Raw genomic sequence first — 24,610 nt, forward strand, 5'->3', positions numbered from 1 at the left:
TTAAGCATGGCAAACTTGTTGGCCGTTGATGATGAACCCGCCGTTTTGGCACTCCTTCAAAATATTTTGCAGAAAGATGGCCATGTTGTCACGGTGGTCTCCGACTCCCCACAGGTTCTCACTATGCAGCTTGGAGCCTTTGACCTCATCCTGCTTGACGTGATGATGCCTACCATGGACGGGTTCACACTCTGTCGGGAAATTCGCAGCAAAATAGACTGCCCGATCCTGTTCCTCACCGCAAAATCCATGGAGAACGATGTGATGTTAGGGCTTGGGGAAGGGGCGGACGATTATATTGTCAAGCCGTTTGGTGCTGGAGAGTTGCGCGCAAGAATCAACGCCCATCTCAGACGGGAGAATCGTGAACGGCGTAATGTATTCTGCATCGGGGAAGTTCATTTCAATCTGTCCGGCAAGGAAATCACCGTTCAGAATGTTGTAGTCCCGTTTACCAAAAGCGAATATGAGATATGTAAGTTTCTAGCCCTGAACTGGGGACAGGTGTTCCCTAAAGAGCAGATTTACGAAGCTGTCTTCGGCTTTGATGGGGACAGCGATTCCGCCACCATCGTGGAGCATATTAAAAATATCCGAGCCAAGCTTGGCAAAGTAGAGGTTTCGCCAGTGGAGACGGTTTGGGGAATCGGGTACCGATGGAAGTAACCAAAGTACAGCAAGCATGCAAGACAACCAAACTACGAACCATTTTTCTGGGTTATTTAGTTATGTTCTGTATCGGGACGATTGCGCTCGCTCTGTTCCTGGTTCTCATCTTCTATGTCCTGATGTCTTGTGGGACCATTCTCCCCGCGAACTATGCTGAGAATCAGGTGCGGGCGGACAAGACAATCATTGAAGCTGGCAAGACCCTACAGCCGGATTCTCGGCAGAAACTGTACAAATACGCATCATTCACTTCGGAAGGCCGCCTCAATGAGGGAAACCTTTCTGAAAAGCAGGCTCAAACTGCTTGGAGTGTTACGCAGCAGAACGATACTGCTTATCAATTTCCCTATAACTATGTAAAAGTCTCACATCATGATAAAGTTACTGTGATGCGCTATTCTGTCTCGGCTCAGTTTGAACTTCCTATCCTGCGTCAATACCTGCCGAACGCGGAATTGTCCTTTTTTGCCGTGTTCTGTATCGCCTTTCTGGGGGGAGGTGCCTTGCTGGCTTCCTCCTTCGGACGAAAGCTGGCACGTAAGATGAGTGGGTTGCAGCAGGCCACCAAACAAATTCAAGCACAGGATCTGGACTTCTCAATCGAATTCAGTGGCGTGATGGAGATCGATCAGGTGCTGCATTCCATGGATAAAATGAAAGAAACTTTAAAGACTTCGCTTCACAAACAGTGGAATCTGGAAAGATCACGTCGCGAGCAAATATCCGCCCTGGCACACGATGTCAAAACACCACTCACTATCGTTCGTGGAAACGTAGAGCTGCTGTCCGAGACCGATCAGTCCGAAGAGCAAAAGAACTATACGGATTATATATCGGAAAGCACCAGGCAGATGGAGCAGTATATTAAGACTCTTATTGAAATTTCAAAAGCGGAAACGCTTGTCACCCTGCGGGCGGAAACGATGGATTCTGACTTCTATTTAACGAAAGTGAAAGATCAAATAATAGCCTTGGCTGCTGTCAAAAAAATATCTGTAGCATTCGCTGCATATAACCTCCCTAAGACGCTGTATGCAGACCCAGTTCTACTTGAGCGCGCCATTATGAATGTTGCTTCTAATGCGGTAGATCAGGCACCTGAGTATAGCGAGATCCAGGTGATCGTAGAATCTGTGGAAGACGGCATTCAGTTCAGCATCTTAGACGAAGGCTCGGGCTTCTCTACAGAAGGTCTCAAACAGGCCGCCGAGCAGTTTTATATGGGTGACTCGTCCAGAAGATTAAGCGGGCATTACGGGATGGGCCTGTATATAACAAAATCCATTGTCAACCTACATGGCGGAAAGCTGATTATTGCCAACTCCACCCAGACAGGCGGCGGACAGGTAAGTATTAAAATTCCACTCAGGTCATTACCGATATGATCGTCAAATTTTTAAAAAAAGATCATCTACTATCTAGGTTAGTTCGATTTCATCAGGCATACGCCTCTTCCTTGTTCTATGCTTAAACGATATAAAACGCTACTGACATTTATATATCAGTAGCGTTTTATCATTTTGCATCGGAATGAAGACACTCCTGACACAACCAATGTCGCTGAAGGAGTTAAAACCTATGATCCAGCTTCAATTAGATGAGAGCAACATATCAAATATTGAATGGTACGATAGGCTTTACGATTACCAAAAAAAGACAGATCAGCAGCTGAAAGAACTTCAGGAAATTAAGGATATGATTGAATTGAAATTGCAAACCGGGCAAAAATTTGGCCATAACTTTTTGCCACTTGAAACCCAAACTTAATCTGTTTTCGATTCCTGATCGCTCTGCTTGACCTAGTGTTTACACCAGGTTGTAAGATGTGCATTAGAGTCCTTCCTAGGATTCCACATCATACAATAGAGGAGCTTAAAAACATGAACAATACAATAGCAATAGGAAAAACAGGATTAAAAGCATTTAAACTTGGTTTTGGAGCAGGTGTGGTAGGTAATTCAATGATGTATCCAAAAGTCGATGATACTCTAAGCCGACAATTAATTAGGACTGCCCTTGAAAAAGGGATCAATTTCATTGATACCGCATTTCTGTATGGAATGGGCCACTCTGAGGAGTTAATCGGTGAAGCCATCCGGGATTATGGTGGCCGTGAACATCTTGTAATCTCTACTAAATCTTCTTCTAACCCCAATTTAATCAAGGCCATCTGGAAGTCGACAACAGTCCAGCTGCATTACATAAGGCTGTGGATGACAGCCTTATGAGATTACAGACAGACTATGTTGACATTTTCTTTCTTCATTTTCCCGATAGCCGGACCCCGCTAGCTGAAGCTGCTGACACACTTGCAGAGCTGAAGAAGTCAGGGAAAATCAAAGCCATTGGCGCTTCAAATTTAAGCTTTGAGCAGCTTCAGGCTTTTAATGTTGATAAGCACTTGGATGTTCTTCAAGCTGAATACTCACTACTGGTTCGTCATGCAGAAGCCGACGTTATTCCTTATTGTCTAGAGCACGAAATTTCACTGATTCCTTTTTTTCCCGCTCGCATCAGGTCTGTTGGCCGGTAAATATAAGAAGGATGATGTTTTTAATGACACTTCACGAATGAATAATCCTTTATTTCAAAAAGAAGCATTTCTCGCAAATTTGGAACGCGTGGATCGCTTCAAAGCATTCGCGAAAGACAAGGGTGCAGATCCTGCACAGATTGCGCTAGCTTGGCTATTAACGCGTTCAGCCGTTGATCTAATTATTCCAGGTGCAACCAAGTCTGATCAAATCGAGTCCAATCTTCAAACTCTGGGTGTTCGACTAACAAGTGGCGAGCTTAAGCAACTCGATATTCTTTTCAATCAAAATAACTTGTTTACAGAGTAACAGATTGTCATTGTTCTACATACACTTCCTAATACACAGAAAGGGTTCTAAAGTGAAAACTTTAGAACCCTTTCTACAGAAGTATTTATTTTGTAATCGTAATTTGTTTGGATGCAGTATTATAGTTCACCTGATACCCCGAAAGCTCGCTAATTACTCGTAATGGAACCAGTGTGTAGCCGTTAACAATAACCGGAGCTGTGATGTTCGTCGAATAACTTCGGGAGTTGTTTAACTCATACACGGCAAGGGTCGAATTCTTGACTTGAAGCACTACTTGTTTGCCGTCTGTAGGTCGAGTCAGAATGATCTTTTTGGTCGCCTTTTCATAATTTACCTCGTAACCTATCCGTTCACTGATAAAGCGCAGCGGGACCATCGTCGCCCCATTTATGATTCGCGGAGCCTGAGCCATCGTCGTAGCACGACCATCGACATAAGCTGATTTAGCTCCTGGTGTCAGGGTGAACGAAGTTGAATATGAGGAAACCGCATTGTTAGGGTATGAGGACGTTGTACCAGAAGTTGTTGTTGTAGAACTCGTCCCGGATGATGAACTACTGGTACCAATCGCTCTATTGCGAATAGCTTCTAACCGATCCAGCAAATCGCTTTTACGGGTTCCGCTCGGCAGATCACTGATTGCATCTCTGGCAGAACGCCAGTCCGAGGCATTCAGACTGTTTTCTGCAATTCGCATCAAATCTCTCGCTTTCTCATAATTCGATGAACTAGATGACGAAGAAGAATAGTAACCATCCGAATTCGTGCGTTCTGATATCTTTACACCGCTAGATTCTCTTCCATTACTATTGACAGTTACGACCTTAATCTCATACCAGCGTCCTTCTCGCAAATCCGTGATTTTATAGGACTCAGAGCTTGTAGTTCCCTCATAATCTCCATCAACATATATCTTCACCTTGTCGGCTTTACTCGGCATATCGTAGGTGATTTTGATCCAGGTGTCACTTTTGCTATCTACTTCAAGATTGGACACTTCTGACGAATTGGAGGACGTACTGTCCGTTGTGGCAGTCAGTCTCACACCGGAGGACAATGCACCTGTGCTTCGCTTGGACCTAATCGTGAACGAATAGGCCTGCCCTGAAGAAAGATTGTTGAATGTATAGGATGTTCCTGATGAATCGGTTACCAGTTGCCCGTCCTTATACAGACTGACTGTACTAATTCCGCTGGGTCTCGTCCAGGAAACAGTGACGCTATAGTTATTAACTGATGTCACTGAAGCTCCTGTCACTTCGGGCACGGTATCAACGCTGAGCGCTGAGGTCGTAACCGGAATACTGATTCCTCCAGAGATGTTGCCGGATTTGTCAATAGTCTTGACCAGAACTGTATAATTTGTGGAGGCAATCAATCCACTGAACGTATAGGACGTCCCTGTAGTTCGCTGCACTTCCTTACCATTTAAATAGATGATCGCTTGGCTCAGGTCAGCATCCTTAGGCAATATGTAATTTACGGTAAAAGCGTTATATCCGACATTCGTCGCTGTCAGCCCGCTTACCTCTCCTGGAGGTGTCTTATCTACAGGGACATCAATGGAAGCCGTTTTGGCCTGTACTATCGTACCTTGTGATTCATCTCCGCTCTTATTCACCGTCTTCACTCGAAAGGTATAGGTCGTATTCGGCTGTAAACCGCTCAACATATAAGAGTTACTTCTAATATTATCTACATACACATCGTTAGTGACACCAACCACTTTTACATGGTCGAAATTAAGGTCCGACGGATTGGTCCAGGACAAATTTACTTTTGTTGTTTCTGTAGGAACCGCTGTCAGATTGCTTACCTCTGCCGGCGCGATATTCGCAGTAACCATTTGGCTCGACATTACTTTTAGCATTTGGTTGAGATAGGTGTTCTGACCATAACCTTTTGTTAACGTAGTCACTTTCGTGCCTGAAGTAACCGGCACATTACGACCTTGAGCGGTTGCTAATTTGGTATGTAACTGTGCTGTATTCAGTCCTGTCAGATTTGAGTTATGCCTCTCAGTCGGCAACGCGCTAGCCACTGCATCGGGGGCCAAAATGCCATATCCCGTATTTAAAATCAGTGTAGCCGTTGCGAACGGAGCCATCCATTGACGCAAACGTTTTTTATTCATGATCTATGCTCTCCTTGATACCAGTATGGAAATTTTATTTGTCAAAACTAATAAGTTAAGCTTATAAACCCTTCTGCTGCCATCCAGCTTTTAAAATTCACACTATAATGTACACACGTTCATTTAACTGTTATCGGAATTTGCATACAAAATGTTTAGACTTCACACTAGCATTTTTACTGATAGGGTCGCGCAAACAACATATGCTAAGCCTTCGAACTTGACCAGCTTAGTGTTTTTTCTTACTCCAAGCCATCTTTCTAAGCCCAATTGTTTGTTTCAATTTCATCACTTTTTGCTCGGCCTCTCGATAGCGTGTTAATATCAGAGTGACTTTATATTTTATATTTTTGCTTTTAATAGATTAGATCATGCAACCAGTGAATATAGATACATATTTTGACAAGATAAACGAAATTACGATTATCGTTTCCGGGCACGCTAAGCTGTGGTACGTTGGAATCAGCGAAATGAAGCATTTGATGGGAGATACTTCAGTCATGTGAAAGCTCTGACATAACCTTGGGATTCAGCTGTAAATATTCGATATATCGTAACTTTCTACCGTTTAATAACATTGCATTATAGGATATATTAAATTTTAAGCAATAGGAGAAGGAGGTGTATTATGTTCAAAAATGCCTTTAAGATGTTTGGTGTCATTGGTAATATTGAAGCGATTTCATATCTACTGCTTGTGTGTATCGCTATGCCGCTTAAATACGCAGCTGGAATGCCGCAAATGGTAAGCTGGGTGGGTATGATCCATGGGGTACTGTTCGTGGCTTATGTCATAGCTACTGTGGTCATGCTGATTCTGCGGAAAATAACGCTACTGCAAAGTCTTGCAGCCTTGATTGCATCGCTGTTGCCGTTTGGCCCCTTCATTTTTGATCGTAAGGTGCTTAAGAAGGCCGAAGCACGTGCCAGTCATACCAGCCCGATAAAAGCTACATAAGCATGTACAAGGGAAAGTGCCAACACAATAACGCGGCTTTCTCTTCCCACTCATGCAGCAGCATACAAAAACAACCGATGGCTCTAAACCACTCGGTTGTTTTTGTATACGCGAATTGTAAATTGTTACTTTCCCACAGCAGTAAGGGAGACCCTAACTTTGTCATTCTTTTCGTCCTTTTCTGCTATATTTATGTAATCACAACAACTAATCTCTCGGGTAATTTACACTCATAATATCCATAAAAGGAACTTTTTCTGTTTCTCCATTACTCTCCACATGAACCTTTCCCGTTCTCGGGTCCATTTTAACGATCTGTCCGCGGGTTGTTTCTTGGCGTCCCCATACGGTCAATACGATTTCGGATTGCTCACGTTGTGCTTCTACAAGCTGATTCCCGATTTCCTCCAGTACAAATTCATCCCGAGTAGGCCGTTTGGCTACCTTCGCTTTTGCCATTTGCTATCACCCTTCCTTTCGTGCAAAATCAAAATCAAATTCATTCCATTTTACCATACTTTTCATCATTTGGTGCTGGTAATGTGAGTAAAATTACGTCTCAGAACCACTAAAAAGCCAAGTTCTCAAAAACGAGAACATCGGCTTTTTAAAGTTGCTTGTTGGAGCTCATTAGGAGCGATTGAAAATCGAAGAGACAGGATTATTTGACCAACTGTGGAATGTAATCCACGATATTATAAATAGGAGCACTGCTCTGTTGCGTAACAGCCAAAATTAATGCACCTTCGAGCATCGAAATGATAAGTACCGCCAGACTGTGTGCCTTTTCCTCTGTCCAGCCCGATTTCTGAAGACGTTCCATATAAATGCGCTGCCAATCTGCAAATGTATTCACACAAGCATGACGTAGCGATTCGCTAATACAGGAAGTTTCCGCAGCAGCCCAGAAGCCAATCGGCATGAAGTCGTTAAAGCCGGTACGGTCTGCCTCCTCAGCTGTATTACGAATAAAATTCTGAATGGCTAGTACAGGATTATCGTTTTCGTCCAGTGTCTGTTTTAATTTTTGCTTAATAAATTCATTCCCTCTTCTTATGCATTCCAAAGCTAATTCTTCTTTACCACGCGGAAAATAATAATAAAGTGAGCCCTTCGGTGATCCACTCTCCGCAAGAATCTGATTCAGTCCAGTTGCGTGATACCCCTGATGAAAAAAGAGCTTCGATGCGGTTTGTACGATATTCTCGTATGATTCAGGTTTAGCAGCCATATACAGCATCCTTCATTATATATTATTTATAATTTACTTTGACAAAAAAATAACAACATGTTTATTATATATAGACCGATCGTTATAATTCAATACCCATTAATTTATTGGAGGAACAAAAACAACATGAGTACAAAGAGTCAAACGAGTTCACCCTCTGAACCCAAAACGTTCAAGGTGCTACCTATTATGATTGCCCTGCTCCTTAGTGGCTTTATTGGAATGTTCAGTGAAACGGCACTTAACATTGCACTGAATGATTTGATGCAGATTTTGCATATTACAACTGCAACAGCCCAATGGCTGACGACCGCTTACCTGCTGACACTCGGTATTTTAGTACCTGTATCGGGATTGCTGATTCAAACCTTTACGACAAGACAGCTGTTTGTTACATCGTTGCTGTTCTCAATAGCTGGTTGCCTCGTTGCTGCACTTTCACCTACTTTTTCAGTGCTATTGATCGCTCGTATTCTTCAGGCCATTGGTACAGCGCTGTTATTGCCGTTGATGTTTAACACCATCTTGATCATTTTCCCGGCTGAAAAGAGAGGCGCGGCTATGGGGATCATCGGATTGGTAATTATGTTTGCACCTGCGGTGGGACCTACCATTGCAGGACTGGTACTGCAAAATCTGTCTTGGCACTGGATCTTCTGGATTTCTCTTCCGTTTTTGGTTCTCTCGCTGATTTGCGGTATTTTATTTATGCAAAACGTTTCAAAAACGACCAAGCCCAAAATTGATCTTTTATCTATCCTCCTGTCTTCCATTGGCTTCGGCGGTGTCGTGTTTGGTTTCAGTAAATCTGGAGAAGGTGGCGAAGGTTGGGCTAGCCCGATGGTTCTACTTCCTGTGATCGTCGGTCTGGTATCGTTGATACTGTTCTCTGTACGTCAATTGAAAATGAAGCAGCCAATGTTGAATTTGCGTGTGTTTAAATATCCAATGTTCGTTATCGGCGTTATTATGGTGTTCCTATGTATGATGACGATCCTTTCTACGATGCTGATTCTTCCACTCTTTTTGCAAAAAGGGCTGGCTCTGTCTGCTCTAGCAGCAGGTTTGGTACTTCTGCCTGGTGGGATTATCAACGGTCTCTTGTCTCCCATTATGGGCTCCCTATTCGATAAATTTGGTCCCAAATGGCTTGTTATTCCAGGCCTTGTGATTGTGGCCGCTGTTTTGTTTTTCCTGTCCGGCATTACAACAACTTCAACTCTCGTACTCATTATTGTGCTTCATAGTTGCTTGATGATCGGCATTTCCATGATTATGATGCCAGCTCAGACAAACGGCCTAAACCAGCTCCCTATGGATCTATACCCAGACGGAACGGCCATTATGAGCACGCTCCAACAAGTTGCTGGTGCTATCGGTACAGCCGTAGCGGTAAGCATTCTCTCGAAAGGCATGGACAGCTATTTGAGCCAATCCAGTATGCCTGAATCCGTAAATGAAATGGCTAATGCCATGGCAATCGGATCACAAAATTCATTTTTCTTTGCGATGATCATCAGTGTGATCGGGTTGATCCTTGCGTTTTTCATCCGTAGAGTTCATGTTGAACATGGCACTGCCAAAGCACCCATGCATTAATTCATAAATTTTTAGCCATTCCAAATTAAACATTTCTAAATACACTTAAAGGCTGCTAACCATCTCACTATTGGTTATGCAGCCTTTTTTCATATGAATTTAAATACACATTCATCAATTACATATTTACAAAGCTCCTTCATTTGGTTACGATATGATTTATGTATTAAAGCGTAAAAATTACGATTACTATTAAGGAGGACTCCCTGTTGTTTAAGCGTTCGTATTTTAAACTATTTATACCTGCGGTAATTGCGGTGATGATGGCAGCCTGCGCTTCATCTCCGTCAGCTTCACCCTCTCCATCTGCTGCACCACAAGATAAAAGTGTCACCTTATTGTTCAATGTGCAAAGCCCTTCTATAGATCCTCATGCAGATGTAAATTACACAGCTGTTCGTGCTGGAGTAAGTGAAACACTGATCAAAGTGAACAAGGATCTTAAGCTGGAAGCTTGGCTTGCAGACAAATGGGACAGCAAGGACGGACAGCACTGGACCTTCAACATCCGACCAGGTGTGAACTTCCACAGCGGTAAAGTCGTCAATGCCCCTGCTGTCAAAGCCTCCTTGGAAAGAGCGCTAAAGCTCAATCCATCGGTCAAAAATGCGCTACATATCCGTGATATTCATGCGGATGGACAGATTTTGACCATTACGACAGACAAGCCTTTCCCGGAATTTGTGTCCGAGCTGGTTCATCCGAATACGGCTATTATAGACACAACAGCTACAGGTGAACTCCCATCAGGAACGGGACCGTTCAAGGTTGCCAGTTTCCGTGCTGGAAGTGAACTGAATTTAGATCGCAATGAACAATATTGGAACGGTGAAGTAAAGTTGAAACATGCTAAATTCATGTTTAACGAAGACGCCAATGCACGTCAGCTTGCTTTTCAAGCCAAAACTGCTGATATTGTGTATCGCCCGCCAATTGAAAGCCTGGAGCTATTGAAAGCTGATTCTACCGTTAAGGTTGACTCACTTCCTAGTTTGCGAACGCATCAGCTTATTTACAATATGAACAATAACGATCTGAAAAAGACGGCTGTTCGTAAAGCATTTGATAACCTGATCAACCGGGATGAGATCGCCAGTGGTATCATGTCTGGTCAGGGAACCCCTGCTCAAGGCCCGTTCTTGTCCGACTTTCCTTTTTCACCGGAATATATTACGAAACAGTTTGATTTGAATGCTGCCCGAGAAGGCTTCAAGCAAGCTGGATATACAGTACAGAACGGTAAAGTTGCGAACCCCGACGGCAAGCCGCTTCATCTTACATTGCTAACTTACCAGTCGAGAGCGGAGCTTCCACTCATCTCTCAGCTTATTCAGGCTAACGCTAAAGAACTTGGCATTACGATTGATATCCGTCAGGTTGATAATATTGACGAATATCTTGCCGCTCATCAGGATTGGGATTTAGCGACTTATAGTAGCATTACAGCCCCGCGCGGCGATGCAAGCTATTTTCTGAATGCGGCTTACATGCCTGAAGGAGCACTGAATTATGGGCGTGTGCATGTACCGGAACTCACGGGTATGATTTCACAACTGAACACCACCGTGAATGAGGAAGAACGCAACAAGCTGGCGCTGAAGGCTGTCACGCTGATTGACCAAGAAAATCTGCAATCCTTTCTGGTCCATCCAAACAACGTAGTGGCCTATCGCGATTACGTACATAACTGGGTAACTAGCCAAAGTGAATACTACTTGCTGACCCAGGACCTGGATGTGAACTAGCATGTTTAAATCCATCGCCAAAAAGTTTCTTGAACTGGTCTTGTTCTTTCTTATTCTTTCCTTTGTGAGCTTCTGTCTGCTTAAGCTTGTTCCGGGCGATCCCGTCCGGAGCATTCTCCGAGTCGACGATGTAGCTGTGTCCAATCAGCAAATTATGGATATGCGCAGCCAACTGGGGCTGGATCAACCATTACCTGTGCAATATGGTAAGTGGTTGGTTCAGTTGCTTCAGTTTGATTTTGGACAATCTTATTTAACCCATCGTCCAGTATTCACAGAGTTTATGGAAAAACTGCCTTATACACTGCTGCTTACCGGAGGGTCTCTGTTCATTATGCTGCTGATAGCTCTCCCGTTGGGAACGATGGCGGCGCTCTACCGTACCCGCTGGATTGACAGAGCCAGTCGTGTGTTTGCCTTAATCGGCTCCTCGATTCCCAGCTTTTGGCTGGGGCTTTTGTTTATCGAATGGTTTGCAGTTAAATTACGTATTTTGCCGTCTATGGGTGAAGGAACCGCTTTTCATTTGGTACTCCCTTCTCTTACCTTGGGATTGGCAATGGCGGCCGTTTATGTACGAATGATCCGCGCAAGTCTGATTGAAAGCTCTGGGCAAGACTTTATCAAAGCGGCGCAAGCGCGTGGAATCAGCCCCATCCGCATTTTTTTCAGACATATGCTCCGTCACAGTCTTGTTCCACTCATTACGGTATTCAGTGAGAGTATAGGCAGCCTACTGGGAGGCACAGTCGTGATTGAAGTGCTATTCGCCTATCCAGGGCTGGGCAAATGGATTGTGGATGCCATTGCTGCAAGGGATTACCCCATTATTCAGGGCTATACCGTATTTATGGCTGCATTCATTGTATGTATCAATATTTTGGTAGAGCTGTCCTACCGTTGGGTCAATCCTGAAATCGCTTTGAAGGAGAAACGTTTATCATGATAAAATCCGTACATGCGGAAAACAGGCAGCTCACCAGAACGCGATTGTCCAATACATGGATCGTGTCGCTCTCCATCCTGCTCATTCTTGCAGCAATTACAGTCGTTCCGTTTCTTGCTCCGCAAGATCCGTATCGTATCCAGATGGGGAATCGACTACAATCGATCAGCGCTACACACTGGCTGGGAACAGATCATTTGGGCAGAGATGTACTATCGAGAGTGATAGCTGGACTTCGGATGACTGTCGGAACCAGTTTATTGATTTTGGCCGTTTCGCTGGTTGTTGGGGTCCCTCTTGGTCTGCTTTCAGGGTTTATTGGAGGCTGGATGGATCGTGTATTCAAACGGGTGGTCGATGCCTTCATGACATTACCTGATTATATTTTTGCCATTGTACTGAGCGGTTTGCTCGGACCAGGCTTAGTAAATCTTATTTTCGCGGTGACTGCGGTAAAATGGGTTGGTTATGCGCGCCTGGTGCGTAGTACCGTTCTGGCTGAAAAGCAAAAGGATTACATTTCGTTATCCATACTGGCGGGTACCTCCTCCCTGCGGATTGTCATGCGGCATATTCTCCCCCATGCAATTGGGAATGTTCTTGTGCTAGCTACGCTGGATATCGGCAAAATCATTTTAATGATTGCCTCCCTATCTTTTTTGGGCTTAGGTCCACAGCCGCCAATTCCCGAATGGGGTACGATGTTGAATGAAGGACGAGCGTATTTTCAAATGGCTCCCCACCTGATGCTGGTTCCAGGGATAGCTGTCGTGCTAACAGTGCTACTGGCGAACGTATTGGGAGACAAACTGCGCGACCGTTATGATGTTAAAACCCGGACAGAGGAGTGAGCTGTACATGCTGACTATTGAAGGCTTAACGATTCGGACAAATATAAAAACGATTGTAGAGCAACTGAAGCTTGCCGTTCGTCCGGGGGAATGGTGTGCTCTAGCCGGCGAAAGCGGTAGTGGCAAAAGCATGACGGCATTTGCTATCGGCGGCCTTCTCCCCTCTTCTGTTACAGCGGAAGGAATTATTGCTTGGAAGGACAATAATTTGCTGGATCTATCCGCTAAACAAAGACGTTCTTTGCTTGGTAGTGAAATATCTTACATTTTTCAAGACTACCACGGGGCTTTCACCCCCTTTCTGCGTGTGGGCAGCCAACTGAACGAGCTGATGCGCGCCCATGGCAAACAAGATCGCAAGGCACGTAAGCAACGCTGTATCGAGGTGCTGAAGCGCGTACAGCTTCCCGCCGAGCGCGTGTACCGCAGCTATCCGTTTCAGCTCAGCGGCGGTCAATTGCAACGGGCAGCTATTGCGGCTGCACTACTACTGGAGCCGAAGTTGCTTATTGCTGACGAGCCTACAACTGCGCTGGATACGCTCACAGCTCATCGGGTGCTTCAGCTCATTGACCAAATCCGGACGGAGACGGGTATTTCCGTCTTGTGGATCACTCATGACCTGCGTCATGTACGCAAGTATGCAGATCGAATCGCAGTGATGCGCGAAGGTTCACTAGTTGAAACTGGTGAAACGCAAGCGGTGCTGAACCATCCGGCCCACCCGTATACTCGTCGTCTACTGGCGGCTATTCCACCGCTGTCTCCGGGCGCTCCAGCACGTTTGCCTTACAACAGCACTGAAACAGAACGCATTGGAAAGGAGCGCTTTACATGAATAATCAAGCCGCCTACGCTCAGCAGCAAGACACGTCTAATGCTGTCGTGACCGTCTCCGGTTTGACGAAGGCTTACGCTGGAGGTAAAACGGTGCTGCAAGATGTTGCTCTGTCGATCTCCCCCCGAGAATGTCTGGGTATCGTCGGGGAAAGCGGCAGTGGGAAAAGCACACTCGCTCGCTGTATTTTGACATTGGACCCGTTTGATCAAGGTGAGCTTAGACTGGATGGACAGTCTATTCGAGGGCTAAAGCGGAGCGAATTAAAACGGATTCGCAGCAGGCTGGGTGCAGTATTTCAACATCCATCCGCGGCTTTGAATCCCAGACTAACCATCCTGCAATCCCTGCTGGAGCCACTGGACCAGCTTAAGTACTATGTTCCTTCCTTTATGGCGGGTAAGTCCTCAGAACGTCGGGATACAGCAGAACATTTGCTTGAGATGGTAAAGCTTCCAGCCAGCTATCTGGACAAGTTTCCACATCAGCTCAGCGGTGGGGAAAAGCAGCGTGTAACCATCGCACGTGCCATCAGCACAGAGCCGGATTTTATCGTATTGGACGAGCCAACAGCAAGTCTGGATGTGACCACACAAGCCACCATTTTGAATCTGCTCAAAGATTTGCAGGATGAGCTAGGACTGGCTTATCTGTTTATCTCACATGATCTGGCGGCTGTGCACTTTATGAGTGATCGAATCATGGTCATGAAAGAAGGCAGTGTGCTTGAGCATTTTCCCAAAGAAGCATTATTTCATTCGGATCGCCATCCCTATACACAATCATTACTGGAGGTTTTTTCAACATGTTGCCTTCCCACCGAGCCTATCTTGCTTTAGCTATCCCTTTAATTATTTCGACGATTACAACCCCGCTGCTCGGTGCGGTGGATACAGCTGTAATCGGTCATTTAAGCCATTCCGCGTATTTAGGCGGTGTAGCGGTGGGCACTCTTATTTTTAATACTTTATATTGGTTGTTTGGCTTTCTGCGAGTCAGCACATCAGCTTTCACGGCACAAGCCGCAGGGGCACAAAATAACGACCAGGGCATAGCTGCTCTCATGCGCCCACTGGCCATTGCTTTACTCATTGGTGCGGTATTCATTGTGTTGCAAAAGCCAATTCTGCTGGCTTCTCTTCAGCTAATCCATCCGGCACAGGATGTGGCGGCGCAGGCAGCGATTTATTTTAACATTCGTATTTGGGGAGCCCCTCTAACATTGGTGAACTATGTGCTGCTCGGCTGGCTGATGGGATTGTCCCGTGTGAAGGCTACATTATTTTTGCAAATTTCAATGAACGTAATCAATATGGTATTAGCTATTGTATTTACACAGATGATGCATTGGAATGTCACGGGTGTGGCAAGCGCTACTCTGATTGCGGAAATTCTTGCATGTGTATTGGGTCTGGCGCTGGTGTTCCGCTCATCGATTTGGAGGGAATGGAAGCAAAGCGGACAGATGAATTGGCGAGGTTGGTTTGGAGCTTCAGAGTTGAAAAATGTCATGGCAACAAACCTTGATCTCATGATTCGCACAGCCTGTCTGCTGACAATGTTTAATCTGTTTACGGCACGCAGTGCGAGCTTTGGAACCGATCAGTTGGCGGCGAACGCTATTTTGTTGCAGATCCATTATATTATGGCTTACTTTTTTGATGGGTTCGCCAACGCCAGTAGCATTATGACGGGTCAGGCTAGGGGTGCCGGGGATCGTAAAATGCTGCAAAGGGTTATTCACTTGTCCTGGTTCTGGACACTGGTGACCAGCGTAGTGACGGGAGGATTGTATTTCGCACTGAAAGAGCCGCTTATCTCGCTATTTACGGATAATGCTACAGTGATTAACCTTACAGGCCCTTATAATGGATGGCTTGTGGTCTTTCCGCTGGCAGCCGGACTGGGACTGGTATTCTACGGTGTGTTTACGGGGATGACGGTAACGTATCCGATCCGTAATTCGATGCTGATCTCATTGCTCTGCTTTTTGATCGCTCTCTTCTGGTGCGTTCCCCATTATGGGAATCACGGACTTTGGCTGTCCTTTATTGTATTTGCCCTAGGACGGTCGCTGTTTCTTGTAATCTATTTACCTCGCTTGCAGAGGATATAGCAGCACCTGATTTACATCGCTCTCAAAACAAAGGATGTCCCATCCACCATGTACGTGGTGTTGGGACATCCTTTTATTATATATTCATACGGCTTTCAGGTTAGAGTTTGCAGATACCTCTACTCGCCTTGAGGAACGGTCAAGCCCAAACCTTCGGCTACACGACGTCCATATTCAGGATCAGCTTTATAAAAATGACCGATCTGACGCAGTTTGATTTCATCACTTTCTACGGGCTTCATCGCATTTACGATGTTTCGGACCAGACGTGCACGCTCTTCTTCACTGAGCAAGCGGTACAGGTCGCCTGGCTGTGTGTAGTGATCATGATGATCGTAGGCTACACTTTGCGCTTCGCCAGACACTTCAAAAGGAGCAATTTTGTGCGCAGGTGATTCTTTGGGTCCACCGAGACTATTAGGCTCGTAATAAACAGATCCTCCGCCATTGCTGTCACTGCGTAATGCACCATCGCGTTGGTAGTTGTGTACTTCTGCATGCGGACGGTTGATAGGCAACGAATTATGATTTGCACCTACACGGTAGCGATGTGCGTCGCCGTAGGCAAACAGGCGTCCTTGCAGCATTTTATCCGGGGATGCTTCAATTCCAGGAACAAATGAACCCGGAGAGAATGTCGCCTGCTCTACCTCAGCAAAGTAGTTCTCAGGATTGCGATTCAGCACCATGCGCCCAACCTCAATCAGCGGATAATCCTTTTGAGACCATACTTTTGTCACATCAAATGGATCAAAGCGGTACGTATCTGCATCTTCTACCGGCATAATCTGCACATGAAGTTTCCATGCAGGAAAATCACCTTTTTTGATGGCATTAAACAAGTCTTCTGTATGATAATCAGGATTTTCACCGGCAATTTTCGCAGCCAAATCCACATCAAGATTTTGCACACCTTGCTCCGTTTTAAAATGATATTTCACCCATACTGCCTGTCCTTCGGCGTTGACCCACTTGAACGTGTGACTACCGAAACCATGCATATGTCTAAGTGTAGCTGGAATACCGCGGTCAGACATAAGGATACTTACCTGATGCAGCGATTCAGGAGATAAGGACCAGAAATCCCAGACCGCATTCGGGTTTTTCAGATGGGTTTGGGGATGACGTTTTTGCGTATGAATAAAGTCAGGAAATTTAATGGCATCCCGAATAAAAAACACAGGTGTATTATTGCCCACGAGATCATAGTTGCCTTCTTCTGTATAAAACTTCACCGCAAAACCACGTGGGTCGCGTACAGTATCGGACGAACCCAGCTCGCCCGCCACAGTAGAAAAGCGAATAAACATCGGTGTACGCTTGCCTACCTCGGACAAGAAGCTTGCTTTTGTATATGCAGACAAATCATTAGTGACTTCAAAATATCCGTGCGCCCCTGCACCTTTTGCATGAACGACACGCTCCGGCACACGCTCCCGGTTAAAATGTGCCAATTTCTCCAGCAGATGCACATCCTGAATTAGTGCGGGACCCCGTGAGCCTGCTGTGATCGAATTTTGATTATCTCCAACAGGAGCGCCCCAGCTTGTAGTCAGGTTCGTTGGTTGGTTACTCATGATTGAAATCACCTCTTGAATGAATTGGTTGACTATGTGCCTTTCACTATAAATTGTGCACAAACAAAAATCAATACTTTTTTATAATTATTATAATTTAGGATTTAGAATTAGTTTAAAATCATAAACAAAAAAAGCAAGCCCGATAAGGCTTGCCGTATATGCAGCACTGTATTTATTTACTAATAGCTATGCTTCAATTTTCACGTTCCGTAATGATTACTTTGATCACTTCTCGAAGTCTTGGCATGGAGGCTTTCAGACAATATTCATGTAGAATTCATCATAAAATCATAAAAGAAGCAGCTTCCTATCGAGAAAATCCAAGATATCCTGAACCGACTGGATTACCTCCCGACCTTCAGTCGATACGATTAGATCCGGTTCCAGCGGTGCTTCATAGGGAGCATCAATCCCCGTAAAATGATGAATTTCTCCGGCACGTGCTTTCTTGTACATTCCTTTTGGATCGCGTCGCTCACATTCCTCCAGGCTGCACTGTATATAAATCTCATAGCAACCTTCCTGCTGTAAAATGTCCTTTACCATTTCACGATCTTCACGATAAGGGGAGATGGTGGCGCAAATCGTTAGAACACCCGCATGTGCCATTAGCTTTGCAACTTCAGCAATACGGCGGATATTTTCTTTGCGGTCAGCGGGCAGGAAACCTAGATTCCGATTTAAACCGTGCCGAACATTATCCCCATCCAAAATAAACGTGTGTATGCCTTGTGCGTATAACGCTTTTTCAAGTGTGGAGGATACCGTTGATTTCCCCGAACCAGACAGCCCCGTAAACCAAAGCACCGGACTTTTATGTCCATTCAAAAGCTGACGCGCTTGCTTATCAACATCGGACACATGCCAGGTTATATTCGAAGATGGATTCATTCAGCACCTTCCTTTTTCATGAGATATTATAGTAAACAGTTTTTATGCACAGCTCAAGCTTCAGGATAGAGCATTTTTAAAGCTGTTTAAAGTACGCTGCTCTGCTTTATGATCCAACACTGCAAAAACAATCCGGTCAAACAACAAGCCATATCCTTCATCTACAAGTACTTGCTTGAACCAGAGGGCAACCTCTTCCGGCTTATTGCGGAATACTCCGCAACCATAGGCTCCCAGCACAAGATGTTCTACGCCGTTTTGCTTAGCCATTCCAAGAATGTAACGAATCCGCTCCAGCATCACTTCACCAATCCGATTCACCTGCTCTGGTTCCCGTTCTCGCACAACTCCAGCATTTACAGCAGGTGCGGTCAGGAAATCGACTTGATACGGCTTCTCCAACAATGTCCCCTGATCATCCCGAAATACCGGAACTTCAGGCGAATAAATCATATAATCTGAATAAAAACAGCTCCGCAGCTTCCGATTATGTCCATACATCTCTTCCATTTGTGAAATGCAAGGATACAATGCTGACGAACGAGCCAAGCTTTCTTCTTGAGCCTGGCTGCCTCCGAGAAATCCACCTCCCGGATTTTTGGCTGATGCAAAATTCAAACACGCCACGTGGGCCAGCTTCTCCTCTACCTGGAGTCTGTATGCCGCCTGTAACGTGCTTTCTCCCGTAATTTCCAATTTTGCAATGATCGTCTGTTCGTCTATACGGGAAGAAGGCCCCAATATACTTTTTATTCTTTGCTCTGCCTCTTGTTTTACAGCTACCAGCTGAGAAGGTGTATATAACTTCGAGCCTGTGACCGCATTTCCTATCTCTTTTGTCATATTTACTTGAACCAGTTTGATATTCGTATAATTCCCATGTTCCAAAATGGATAGTGTTTCCTTCGCCATATGCGATCGGGCATCCCGGTTGCTCCGGGAATTCATTGTATTTTTCATGATGACTATTCCTCCTTTTGCAATACATCCTCACGTAAATTCGTCAATATTTCTCCTAGCCAGTTCGTGCCACGCCATAGCTTGCGGTTCCGTATACGAGCATCGCTCTCAGCTAAGCCTACACCCCAAATGGTGTCGGTCGGACTAGCCTCAACCAGAGTGGTTCCTTTCGTTTTAAGCAGGTGCTTGAGCAAATTCGGATTTTGTGTAAACTTGGCGTAATTACCGTCATATACAAATTGCCGGCAATTGGCCTCCCACAAGGATTGGTCAAATCCGCGCACACTGCGGCCCCGGGCTTTTTGCTCCCTTGGGGTAGAGGCTTGCATAATTTTCAAGGCCGCCTCTTCATCCCCAAAAAGCTGTGCTTTTTTCAACATCATATATTGCTCGGCACAGTTAAACTCCAATCCATCCACGACAAAATCAGAAGGATACCATTGCGAAAATGGCGAATGACTGCGATAAAAAAATGTAAACTTTTCCATGAAGATTCCTCATTTCATATTCCTTATGCTACATAAAACGCGACCGAGGCTTAAATCGGTATAACTTGGACGGACGATGTCCAGCCGCCTTTCTATACTCATTGGTTTCTTCCACGAGATCAGCTATTTTGCGACGAAAAGCTGCGGCCAACAGCTCCTTACCTAGAATAATTTCATACACCTGCTGAAGCTCACTCAGTGTAAATAGAGCTGGCATCAGGTGAAACGCGATATCTGTGTATTCTATTTTGCTGCGCAGACGCTCTATACCGTACGCAATAATTTTGGCATGATCAAAAGCAATTCCTTGTGACTCCAGCACCTCTCGCTTGATTTCAATGGTTCTTCCCTTAAGAATTTCAGTTATTTTTACTTTGGCTGATAGATGGATGTCCCCATGCTTCAATGTGATGTCAATGTCTTGTTCCCATGTGTAACCTTCCGGCTGATTCGTCCGCGTCTCCTGAGCTACGCTGTAATCTAGCTCAAACCATTGGGCATCAGCGGCATCATCCCCCGCCTCTAACTCCAAGGAATCGTGGTCCACCAATGCCATGTAAGCGCAGCTAATTACCCGCATACGCGGATCACGTGCCACATCTCCCCAAGTATATAGCTGCTCCATATAAATCTGATCCACATTCGTTTCCGTTTTAAGCTCGCGTCGTGCAGCCTCTTCCAGACTTTCATCTATGCCTACAAAACCACCCGGCAACGCCCATTGCCCTATATAGGGATGCTCCCCTCTTTGGATCAAAAGAAGCTGGAGGGTCTTCTCCGGCAGCTTCCGGTAATTTTGTTGGAGCTGATCCATTACCGTAAATAGCAGCATATCTACCGTTACGGATGGGCGCTCATATACATTCGCATCATACAGGGCCAAGAACTCCTCTTCCGTCAAGCCACTGTGATTATGTTTCGATCCATCTGTCACTTGCGTCACCTACCTGTTCATATATGGGTCATTTGTCGCTTTTAATTCAAAAGTGACGAATGCTCTATGTAACTTTTAATTTGAATCAATTGATAAAAACAAAATGTTAATATCAATACAGTATTATATAAAAACTGCTTCGTCAATAGGGTGTATAGTCCTATTTTTAATCATTTGATAGTACTATTAGACTGTTTACTGAATTTCACTTGTTGCTTATTGTCATATCATGTATGATGTTTTGGTCAATATAGGAAACACAACATACTAATCACGTAGGGAGAAGATCTAATTGTCTAACCAGTTTAATCCGCAATTCAATCAGCAAGGAGCACCATCCAGACCAGCCCCTGTTTACCCGCCTCCTGTATCATTCAAGGAGTGGATGATCAGTTTACTTCTGATGGCTATACCGGTAGTTGGACTTATTATGCTATTTGTGTGGGCATTTAGCGGCTCGACTAATCCGAGCAAAGCTAACTATGCTAAAGCAGGCCTTCTTTGGGCAGCTATTGTAATTGTGATCTATATCATTATGGCTGTTGCTCTGTTGCCTGCCATCATAAGTTCATTGAATTCAAGCAGCTACTATTGATTCTAATTACATAGCAAAATAACCTTCCGATGAATAGCCTGATCATCAGAAGATCTTTAAACTAAACTGCCGATCTCGTCGGCAGTTTTATTTGATTTCTTTTCGCTTTACTCTTTTATTTTCACAGCATAACGATTCATCATTCCCGGCATCCCCTGAAAATCAAGTTTGCCATAAGCGATCAACTGTTGAATCCGGTATTCCAAAAAAGTATCGCTTCTTGGCTGCGACCACTGCGTTAAAGCTTGACCTATTATTTTTCCGGTGTTCACAAATTCCAGATTATCAGCTAACTGTATCTGGCTAATCATATCAAGCATGGCCTTATCCAAATAATCCTCCGGCACATGAACAATACGGTCATTGTCCCATAATCTCAGGACACTATCTTGCTCGCTAAGCTCCAACCACTCCCGTTCGTATCGACGTCGGTCTTCCATACACACCACATAAAGTTCATCTTTACTTCGCTTAATGAACCGTTCGATTTCTTTCGAATGCACCACGCCCATGGATAAAGGGAATGGACTCTCATTATATAAATAATCATCCGGTTCCCGCTCCAAGGTATCCGTGACATTAATGACTCGAATAGGTGTAGCTCTGTTGCGCAAGAGATATAATGCAAAGCGTAATCCAACCTGCTCGTCAGCATTAGAGCCACACCAGATCGTGATCGACTTATCATCCGGAATTTCACTAAGGGTAACCATCATCTGTTCAATACGCTGCTCCCAATTGGCGTAATGGAAAAACTCATAATGCATCATCCGTTCAGCCAACCAGCTGTGACGGTTTTCTTGTCCTTCTGATGTTTCCAACCTCCACAATGGTCCTATGGAAAACTGATCATTAAAAGACAGAACGATACTCTCAAGCCGCAATCCTGCACCGGAAAGTCCTACCTTCATCGAGCCTGCGGCAGACTGAGAAAACAATAGATGCACATGCCTCTCCCGGGAGCGTTCATGCTCCAGACGCTCATTTCGGCTCGTTTCCACATCATTTGCCCACTGTTTCAATATGGGGTTAGCCCATTCAGGATTTTTGTCTGATAAGGCTGCAGCCTGCTCCAGTACACTACGTACAAAACCTCTAAGTCTTCGACCCTTAAAAACCTCATCATAGTCTTCATCAAAATTCGGTTCATTATGAGATAACAACAAATCACTACCTCCTCTTATCAAATTCAATTCAAACTTGTCTTTCGACCAGAAATATCTTTAGAATAGGCGTATAGCTATCACTTCTTACTCTACAATAAAATACCACAGATTGGTTACTCGACTGGAGGAAAATAAATGACATCGGAGTGGCAGAGATTACAGACCAAACTGCCGGAATGGGTAGAACAAAGCCGTCATGAGTATATTCATGGCAAGGTAGCAGCATATATTCCCGAGCTGTCCAAAGCACCAGCCGACGCGCTGGGTATTGTTGTAATGAACGGTGCGGGCGAGACCGTGGTAGCCGGGGATACGGAAATCCAATTTACGATGCAAAGTATCTCAAAGGTATTTACGCTCATTCTGGCCTTGATGGATAATGGAGAAAACGTTGTCTTCTCTAAGGTGGGTATGGAGCCTACCGGAGACCGTTTTAATTCCATGCTAAAGCTAGAACTAGTTGAGCCGGGCATTCCGTTTAACCCACTGATTAACGCCGGAGCAATCGCAGTCTCCTCTCTGATTCGCGGGAACAGTCCAGAAGAGAGATTTGCCCGTGTTCTCCAATTTTTCCGCCTGCTTACCCACAATGACACATTGGAATATGATCAGGATGTCTACGATTCAGAATCAGCTACAGGCCATTTGAACCGTTCCCTTGCTTATTTTCTAATGGAAAAAGGAATTTTAAGAGGTCATGTGGAGGATGTGCTTGAAGTTTATTTCAGACATTGTGCTGTCAAATTGAACTGTACTGATTTAGCTCGTATGGGACTTGTATTAGCTTACAATGGTCGAGATCCAGTGACAGGTATACCGCTGATTCCCCGCCGCTATGTACAGATCGCCAAAACATTTATGACGACATGCGGCATGTATGACGCTTCAGGGGAATTCGCCATTCAAGTCGGACTACCTGCCAAAAGCGGCGTATCAGGCAGTATTATGACGATGGTACCCGGACGATATGGCATTGGACTGGTTGGACCTTCTCTGAACCGTATGGGCAACAGTACAGCCGGTGTACACTTGCTGGAGAAGATGTCTCGGGATTTGGACTGGAGCTTGTTCTAAGTATACGAAAAAAAGGGTATTCCCAGCCTTTACGGCTCATAGGAATACCCTTTTTTGTTGCGTGTCTTCTATGTTACGAGATTTGACCGTTAATCAGTTTAATTTGAATGCGGAACGGATCAGCTACATACTTGGCGCCATCGCGTTCTTGCATTCCATAGCCTGCTGCCTCTAAACGAGCTACAATGGCATCCAATTCATTCTGATCCGGTACGATCAATTCAAAATAATCCAATCCTGCAGCGTGCTCAGGAGCTGGTGGTGCTCCTTCACCTGCCCATATATTCAAGCCCATATGGTGGTGGTAACCACCTGCGGAAACGAACAAGGCTGAAGAGCCATACCGGCACGTAATGTCAAAGCCAAGCACATCGCAATAAAATTGCTGTGCTTTGAGCAAATTAGACACATGGAAGTGGACGTGCCCGATTACCGTTCCCTGCGGTAGTCCCTGCCAAGGTAGATTTTCGGAAATCGCAACCAAGTCTTCTGCATCCACGGGATCTGTTCCCATCATGTAAAATCCATTTGCATCCTTTTTCCACTGATCACGGGGACGATCTGCATAGATTTCGATTCCGTTATTATCAGGGTCATGGATATATAGAGCTTCACTTACATCATGGTCTCCCTGTCCGATTTCAATCTCATGAGCCAGCAGATTACGTAAAGACAGGCCCAGAGCTACACGGTTTGGGAGAAGAATAGCAAAGTGATATAACCCGGCAGCAGATTGACGCGGCAGAATAACTGCATTTTCAATATAGTTAAGGATCAGTAGCGCATGCTTCCCATCGACAGTCAATTCAGCGGTATCCGCCGTTTGACGCAGCAACTGAAAACCAACGACCTCTGTATAAAATTGAATAGAACGCTCCAAGTTACTAACCTTTAATGAAACCTGCCCGATTTTGGTGTTGTCATGAATATGTGCTGTCATGAGATTTCCCTCTTTCTATATGGATTGGAGGACTAAAGCTAATCAAAAA

Annotated in this window: 22 protein-coding genes and 2 pseudogenes; 14 read left to right on the plus strand and 10 right to left on the minus strand. The window is 44.9% G+C overall.

Annotated features, from left to right (window positions below):
• The first annotated feature begins 6 nt into the window (after window positions 1–6).
• The 4 genes and pseudogenes from NLX82_RS00415 (at window position 7) to NLX82_RS00430 (ending at window position 3,512) form a co-directional block, all read left to right on the plus strand.
• Window positions 7–666: a response regulator transcription factor gene (locus NLX82_RS00415; protein WP_254347396.1), complete on the plus strand. Its 660-nt coding sequence runs from the start codon at window positions 7–9 to the stop codon at window positions 664–666.
• Window positions 657–2,054 (plus strand): HAMP domain-containing sensor histidine kinase, encoded by a 1,398-nt coding sequence (locus NLX82_RS00420; protein WP_069080638.1) that lies wholly within the window; start codon window positions 657–659, stop codon window positions 2,052–2,054. The genes NLX82_RS00415 and NLX82_RS00420 overlap by 10 nt, the downstream gene beginning before the upstream one ends.
• Window positions 2,055–2,247: 193 nt before the next feature.
• The gene (locus NLX82_RS00425) at window positions 2,248–2,436 is read left to right on the plus strand and encodes a hypothetical protein (RefSeq protein ID WP_076159616.1); all 189 of its coding nucleotides are present in this window, start codon (window positions 2,248–2,250) and stop codon (window positions 2,434–2,436) included.
• A 113-nt stretch (window positions 2,437–2,549) separates the two neighbouring features.
• Window positions 2,550–3,512 (plus strand): annotated as a pseudogene (locus NLX82_RS00430) (aldo/keto reductase).
• An 85-nt stretch (window positions 3,513–3,597) separates the two neighbouring features.
• On the opposite strand, the gene NLX82_RS00435 reads toward NLX82_RS00430, so the two are convergent.
• Complete coding sequence (locus tag NLX82_RS00435; protein WP_075154247.1) at window positions 3,598–5,649, minus strand: fibronectin type III domain-containing protein; 2,052 nt, start codon at window positions 5,647–5,649, stop codon at window positions 3,598–3,600.
• 628 nt (window positions 5,650–6,277) lie between these two features.
• Between NLX82_RS00435 and NLX82_RS00440 the strand changes: the two genes are divergently transcribed.
• On the plus strand, window positions 6,278–6,607 hold the full coding sequence (locus tag NLX82_RS00440; RefSeq protein ID WP_023988844.1) for a DUF3817 domain-containing protein: 330 nt from the start codon (window positions 6,278–6,280) through the stop codon (window positions 6,605–6,607).
• Window positions 6,608–6,814: 207 nt separating this feature from the next.
• On the opposite strand, the gene NLX82_RS00445 is transcribed toward NLX82_RS00440, so the two are convergent.
• Window positions 6,815–7,066: a YolD-like family protein gene (locus tag NLX82_RS00445; protein WP_023988845.1), complete on the minus strand. Its 252-nt coding sequence runs from the start codon at window positions 7,064–7,066 to the stop codon at window positions 6,815–6,817.
• A gap of 202 nt (window positions 7,067–7,268) precedes the next feature.
• Entirely contained in the window at window positions 7,269–7,838 is a 570-nt protein-coding gene (locus NLX82_RS00450) for a TetR/AcrR family transcriptional regulator (protein WP_023988846.1), read from the minus strand.
• A gap of 126 nt (window positions 7,839–7,964) precedes the next feature.
• On the opposite strand from NLX82_RS00450, the gene NLX82_RS00455 reads away from it, so the two are divergent.
• The 7 genes and pseudogenes from NLX82_RS00455 (at window position 7,965) to NLX82_RS00485 (ending at window position 15,933) form a co-directional block, all read left to right on the plus strand.
• Window positions 7,965–9,437 carry a DHA2 family efflux MFS transporter permease subunit gene (locus tag NLX82_RS00455; protein ID WP_023988847.1) on the plus strand — a complete coding sequence of 491 codons (1,473 nt, stop codon included), beginning with the start codon at window positions 7,965–7,967 and terminating at the stop codon, window positions 9,435–9,437.
• 209 nt (window positions 9,438–9,646) lie between these two features.
• On the plus strand, window positions 9,647–11,182 hold the full coding sequence (gene nikA, locus NLX82_RS00460; RefSeq protein ID WP_254347397.1) for a nickel ABC transporter substrate-binding protein: 1,536 nt from the start codon (window positions 9,647–9,649) through the stop codon (window positions 11,180–11,182).
• A gap of 1 nt (window position 11,183) precedes the next feature.
• Entirely contained in the window at window positions 11,184–12,128 is a 945-nt protein-coding gene (gene nikB, locus NLX82_RS00465) for a nickel ABC transporter permease (RefSeq protein ID WP_068938781.1), read from the plus strand.
• Window positions 12,125–12,979 carry a nickel transporter permease gene (gene nikC / locus NLX82_RS00470; RefSeq protein ID WP_076295099.1) on the plus strand — a complete coding sequence of 285 codons (855 nt, stop codon included), beginning with the start codon at window positions 12,125–12,127 and terminating at the stop codon, window positions 12,977–12,979. Before nikB ends, nikC begins: the two co-directional genes overlap by 4 nt.
• A 7-nt stretch (window positions 12,980–12,986) precedes the next feature.
• Window positions 12,987–13,821, plus strand: a pseudogene (locus tag NLX82_RS00475) (ABC transporter ATP-binding protein).
• Window positions 13,814–14,656 (plus strand): ABC transporter ATP-binding protein, encoded by an 843-nt coding sequence (locus tag NLX82_RS00480; RefSeq protein ID WP_068938778.1) that lies wholly within the window; start codon window positions 13,814–13,816, stop codon window positions 14,654–14,656. Before NLX82_RS00475 ends, NLX82_RS00480 begins: the two are co-directional and overlap by 8 nt.
• Window positions 14,623–15,933, plus strand: coding sequence for an MATE family efflux transporter (locus tag NLX82_RS00485; RefSeq protein WP_023988853.1), 1,311 nt, complete (start codon window positions 14,623–14,625; stop codon window positions 15,931–15,933). The genes NLX82_RS00480 and NLX82_RS00485 overlap by 34 nt, the downstream gene beginning before the upstream one ends.
• Window positions 15,934–16,052: 119 nt before the next feature.
• Here the strand turns inward: NLX82_RS00485 and katA are convergent, their stop codons facing one another.
• The 5 genes from katA to NLX82_RS00510 form a co-directional block, all read right to left on the minus strand.
• Window positions 16,053–17,510 carry a catalase KatA gene (katA, locus tag NLX82_RS00490; protein WP_075154248.1) on the minus strand — a complete coding sequence of 486 codons (1,458 nt, stop codon included), beginning with the start codon at window positions 17,508–17,510 and terminating at the stop codon, window positions 16,053–16,055.
• A 291-nt stretch (window positions 17,511–17,801) separates the two neighbouring features.
• The gene (cysC, locus tag NLX82_RS00495; protein WP_023988854.1) at window positions 17,802–18,404 is read right to left on the minus strand and encodes an adenylyl-sulfate kinase; all 603 of its coding nucleotides are present in this window, start codon (window positions 18,402–18,404) and stop codon (window positions 17,802–17,804) included.
• Between the two features lie 60 nt (window positions 18,405–18,464).
• Complete coding sequence (locus NLX82_RS00500) at window positions 18,465–19,364, minus strand: TIGR02452 family protein (RefSeq protein WP_254347398.1); 900 nt, start codon at window positions 19,362–19,364, stop codon at window positions 18,465–18,467.
• A gap of 5 nt (window positions 19,365–19,369) precedes the next feature.
• The gene (locus tag NLX82_RS00505) at window positions 19,370–19,852 is read right to left on the minus strand and encodes a riboflavin biosynthesis intermediates N-glycosidase (protein WP_254347399.1); all 483 of its coding nucleotides are present in this window, start codon (window positions 19,850–19,852) and stop codon (window positions 19,370–19,372) included.
• A 28-nt stretch (window positions 19,853–19,880) separates the two neighbouring features.
• Window positions 19,881–20,786: an NUDIX hydrolase gene (locus tag NLX82_RS00510; protein WP_254347400.1), complete on the minus strand. Its 906-nt coding sequence runs from the start codon at window positions 20,784–20,786 to the stop codon at window positions 19,881–19,883.
• Window positions 20,787–21,078: 292 nt separating this feature from the next.
• On the opposite strand from NLX82_RS00510, the gene NLX82_RS00515 reads away from it, so the two are divergent.
• A complete protein-coding gene (locus NLX82_RS00515; RefSeq protein WP_254347401.1) occupies window positions 21,079–21,381 on the plus strand; it encodes a hypothetical protein in 303 nt (100 codons plus the stop codon).
• A 107-nt stretch (window positions 21,382–21,488) separates the two neighbouring features.
• Here NLX82_RS00515 and NLX82_RS00520 read toward each other — a convergent pair whose 3' ends face one another.
• A complete protein-coding gene (locus NLX82_RS00520) occupies window positions 21,489–22,547 on the minus strand; it encodes a DUF1835 domain-containing protein (protein ID WP_254347402.1) in 1,059 nt (352 codons plus the stop codon).
• A gap of 135 nt (window positions 22,548–22,682) precedes the next feature.
• Between NLX82_RS00520 and glsA the strand changes: the two genes are divergently transcribed.
• A complete protein-coding gene (gene glsA / locus NLX82_RS00525; protein WP_254347403.1) occupies window positions 22,683–23,621 on the plus strand; it encodes a glutaminase A in 939 nt (312 codons plus the stop codon).
• A 73-nt stretch (window positions 23,622–23,694) separates the two neighbouring features.
• Here glsA and NLX82_RS00530 read toward each other — a convergent pair whose 3' ends face one another.
• Window positions 23,695–24,561 carry a VOC family protein gene (locus tag NLX82_RS00530; protein WP_028541641.1) on the minus strand — a complete coding sequence of 289 codons (867 nt, stop codon included), beginning with the start codon at window positions 24,559–24,561 and terminating at the stop codon, window positions 23,695–23,697.
• Between the last annotated feature and the right edge of the window lie 49 nt (window positions 24,562–24,610).

Origin of the sequence: Paenibacillus sp. A3M_27_13 (assembly GCF_024213315.1) — a bacterium.
In the GTDB taxonomy this organism is placed as follows: domain Bacteria; phylum Bacillota; class Bacilli; order Paenibacillales; family Paenibacillaceae; genus Paenibacillus; species Paenibacillus polymyxa_B.